Origin of the sequence: Leptolyngbya cf. ectocarpi LEGE 11479, assembly GCF_015207065.1 — a bacterium.
GTDB classification, from domain to species: Bacteria; Cyanobacteriota; Cyanobacteriia; order Phormidesmidales; family Phormidesmidaceae; genus Leptothoe; species Leptothoe ectocarpi.
The window spans coordinates 1-4,196 of the sequence record NZ_JADEXP010000460.1 but is presented as its reverse complement, the minus strand read 5'-3'; the positions used below and the strand labels follow the sequence as shown (position 1 = coordinate 4,196).

The window sequence follows — 4,196 nt, the reverse complement described above, 5'->3', positions numbered from 1 at the left end:
AAGGCATTGGTCTTTTGAAGTTAGTGGGCACCCACGACCTTGCTCATTATGCTGAACGGCTGATTAAGCGAGTGAGGCTGATTCGCCGTGCCGATGGCTACTATTGCCAGTTTTGTGTTGCCGTAGATAGAAAAGAAACGCTTGAACCGTCGGGGAACACAATTGGCTTAGATGTTGGCCTATCTGACTTCTATACCGACTCGAATGGCAACAAAGAAGAGAATCCTAGATTCTACCGAAAGCGCGAAGCTAGACGAAAAAAGCTAGCTCGGCGGGTCTCTCGAAAGAAGAAAGGCTCGGCCAACCGCAAGAAGGCAATTAATCGACTAGCACGATTCGACCTCACGACTTCACGCAAGCGAAAAGACCACGCTGTAAAACTAGCGTTGTCCGTGATGAGATCTAACGACCTCGTAGCGTACGAAGATTTGAGAATCCGAAATATGGTCAAGAACTACAACTTGGCTAAGTCGATTGCTGATGCGGGATGGTATCAGTTCAGAACGTGGTTAGAGCGCTATGGCGATATATTTGGCAGGGTAACCGTAGCGGTGAATCCCGCCTATACATCGCAAGAATGCTCGAGCTGCGGAACGATAGTGAAGAAGTCTCTATCAACTCGGACTCATGCTTGCAAGTGTGGGTGCAAGTTGGATAGAGATGAAAATGCAGCTATCAACATTCTGAACAAAGGACTGGCTACCGTGGGGCACACGGGAAGCACCTTGCTAGACAAGGAAAACGCCCTGTGAGATACGACCTCTTTGGGGCTGGCGGCAACGCTGGATCTGAAAGTTATGTCACTGACCAGGGAATCCCCGCACCTTCAGGTCGGGGAGTAGTCAAAGAAAGGTGATTTTACGCTGATTGCGTCGAATGACGCCGTTGTCCTGTAATTTTCGTAATGAGCGTGACACCACTTCTGGTGCGAGACAAATTTGTTCAGCAATCTCTTTGAGAGAACAATCGAGCACAACAGTACGTTTGCTAACTGCGGTGACGGTATTGAGATAGGCTAGCACTCGATCATAGGCGGAGCGGATGCAGCGTAGCGTCATGAGCGTTTTAGCAATGTGAAGCTGTTCGGTTAGCTGGCCCACAAAGGTGAGGGACAGCTCTGGTTCGTGCCGTAGTAGGGTGAGAAATGTTTGGGTGGGTATGGCAATGATTTGGGAGGGTTGGGTTGCGATCGCAGAGTTTTGATAGGCTGACTTAAACAGTCCATCTTCACCAAACCAGGCACCGCTGTGTACTGCATATTGGTGACTCATATGGCCATTTTCCAGATAGTGCACCAGCTGAATTTTCCCAGTTTGTACACCAAAAATAGAGGAGGCCGGTTCTTCTGCATGAAAGATAATCTCTCCTGACTTGATGGTCAACAGACTGGGAACAGCATCGATCAACCCCTGCTCAAATAACCGATTAAGGGCTTGCATATAGTTGTCCAATGATTCCATTGAAAGGCACTTAGACGACGATACTGTTTAAATTACGCCCCTAATCTAAGAGCCTCCCAACAGCTACCTAAGTCCAGCCCCAATTAGACTGAGCATTGACTTAAAATTTGCCATTTTAGCACTCATACGGGGCTTAATTCTTTATCAGCGAAGCGTTTGAAGCGGTTTGTGGTGGGTATTCGGTGCAGCGAAGCTTTTGAAACCGGTCATAATTGAGCAAGGATATGCAGCCACAGGTTTCAACTTATGACTGATGTTTTCATCTCATATTCCCGCAAAGATACTGATTTTGTTCGGGTTTTACATCAAGCTCTGAGTCATAGCAAATTCGAGGCCTGGGTAGATTGGCAAGATATTCCTCTGACTGCAGATTGGTGGGAAGAAATTCAGCGAGGAATTGAGGCCGCTGACACCTTTATCTTTGTTATCAGTCCAGAGTCGATCAGCTCGAAAGTATGCCGTCAGGAAGTAGAACATGCGACCAGTCACAATAAGCGCATGGTTCCCATTGTGCATCGAGAGGGATTTGACGATATCTTTATGCACGAGGCATTGAGTCGCCATAATTGGCTGTACTTTCGTCAACAGGATGATTTTGACCAGACATTTTCCAATTTAGTTCAGGCGATCAATTTAGATCTACCCTATGTACGTATGCACACGCGGCTGCTAACGCGGGCTGTAGAGTGGGAGCACAGCCAGCGACGAGATGACTTGCTACTGCGGGGGCAAGATCTGTTAGAAGCGGAACAGTGGCTGAGGGATTCTATAGATCAGCAAAAAGAGCCGCTTACATCGGAGCAGCACAAAACCTTTATTAGCAAGAGTCGTGAGGTGGAAACCGCAAATCAGCGCTTGCTAAAAACTGGGGAGCAAGCCCGTCGCCAAGTTCGATTTGGCCGTGCGGTACTAGGACTCACCTTACTGGCCGCAGCGGGGGTGGGGCTATTAACAGTAGCCGCCTATCGACAACTTCATCATGCTCAAATCCAGGCTCTGATTACTGAGGCCAATACGGCTTTTAAGGAAAATCGTCAGACAGGGGAAGCCTTAACCTTAGCTCTGCAGGCAGGCGATCAGCTGCAACAAAAGCGTCTACTGAAGGGCCGTCAGGAGTTAACGTCTAAACTGCTCCCGACGCTGCTAAAGACAAACTACTGGATCTTGGAACAAGACCGCCTAGAAGACCACACCAACGATGTGCTCAGTGTCACTATTAGCGATGATGGTCAACACTATGTCACTGCCAGTGCTGATGGCACAGCGATTCTGTGGGACCGAGCAGGTGCTCAGCCAAAACCCTTGGAGGGGCATGATGATTGGGTCCGTGAGGCTGGTTTTACTCCCGCTGGTGATCAAGTCGTCACTGTCAGCGATGACAGAACTGTTCGCTTTTGGACCCTAGAGGGGAGGCAAAAAAATCACCTGGCAGCAGCCCACGATGACTATATCTACAGTCTAGATTTCAGCCCAATCAGTAACACGTTTGCCACGGCTAGCGAAGATGGAACTGTGAAGCTTTGGACTTTAGCGGGAGACCCCATCAAAACTCTCATGGCCGATGGTGTTGATCTACCTCAGCATGACTCGGCTGTTCGCAGTGTCCGCTTTAATCAGCAGGGCCAGTTGGCTACTGCGGGTAGGGACGGCATGATCCGTCTTTGGAATGCTCAGGGACAGCTTTTGAGCAGCTGGGCAGGGCATACGGAAGAAATTACGGCCCTGGCGTTTAGTCCTGCTACTGTTTCTGCGAGCCAACAGCTGGCCAGTGTTGCCCTTGATGGCAAGGTTAAACTCTGGAATCTGGAGAAAGACAATGCTGTTCGTACTTTGACACTGACTCCGCCTGGTCCAGCTGACGAACTTTGGAGTATTGCCTTTAGTTCTGATGGCCAATGGATTGCAGCGGGCGGTCACCAGGACAAGGTCTATGTGTGGCGGCGACGGGATGGTGTGCATGTTGCGACTTTAGAGGGCCACACCGATCGCATTCGTTCTGTTGCCTTTAGCCCTGATAACACCACCCTAGTGAGTACAGCGGAAGACAATACCGTAAGGCTTTGGCGGTGGCCTAATCCGGGTCTGATTGCTTTAAAGATTCACCAAGATGAGGTATTCATTACGGCCATTAGCCCTGACGGTGAGCGGATTGCCCTGGCCGGTATAGAAGGCACAGTGAGTCTGTGGGACAAGACGGGTGGGTACCTAGATATTCTAGATGGACTGGACTCTCCCATCTACGCCCTGGATTTGGCTAGCAACAATAAGCTAGCGGTGGCAATGGCGAATGGTCGGGTGGGCCTATGGCGATCGCAACCGGCGAATCCAGTTTTTTTCATGGCCCATGATGATGAGTCCGCAATACGTAGTCTTGCCTTTAGTCCCGATGGCCAACGGTTTGCTACCGCTAGCGATGATGGCACGACTAAGATTTGGCCAACGGCAGGTCCGTTTGAGCGTCCTCTGGTGGTCCTAGAGGGGCATGAAGGGCCAATTTACAATGTCAGCTTTAGCTCAGATGGCAACCAGTTGGTGACCGCTGGAGATGACGGCACTGTGCGACTGTGGAATGCTAAAGGTAAGGAAATAAGGCAGTTTCTAGGTTCTGGCAATGCTGCGTACCATGCCCAATTTAGCCCTGACGATAGCCAGATTGTCAGTGTAGGAGAAGATGCCATCGGACGTATGTGGCAAGTTGACGATGGGGCTGAAGTGGCCACACTGCAGGGGCATGGG

The 4,196-nt window shown here is 50.0% G+C and carries 3 protein-coding genes; 2 read left to right on the top strand and 1 reads right to left on the bottom strand.

What is annotated here, in order from left to right:
• A partial coding sequence (locus tag IQ260_RS28300; protein WP_193996412.1) for an RNA-guided endonuclease InsQ/TnpB family protein occupies positions 1 to 752 on the top strand: 752 nt, incomplete at its 5' end.
• 90 nt (positions 753 to 842) lie between these two features.
• Here the strand turns inward: IQ260_RS28300 and IQ260_RS28295 are convergent.
• Positions 843 to 1,460: a Crp/Fnr family transcriptional regulator gene (locus IQ260_RS28295; protein WP_228016506.1), complete on the bottom strand. Its 618-nt coding sequence runs from the start codon at positions 1,458 to 1,460 to the stop codon at positions 843 to 845.
• Positions 1,461 to 1,706: 246 nt separating this feature from the next.
• On the opposite strand from IQ260_RS28295, the gene IQ260_RS28290 reads away from it, so the two are divergent.
• Positions 1,707 to 4,196, top strand: a 2,490-nt coding sequence (locus tag IQ260_RS28290; protein ID WP_193996410.1) for a toll/interleukin-1 receptor domain-containing protein, incomplete at its 3' end; no start/stop codon positions are given.

Bases quoted from the DNA above. Each gene is read 5' to 3' on its own strand.
- IQ260_RS28295 (WP_228016506.1), bottom strand. From the start codon at position 1,460: ATGGAATCATTGGACAACTATATGCAAGCCCTTAATCGGTTATTTGAG.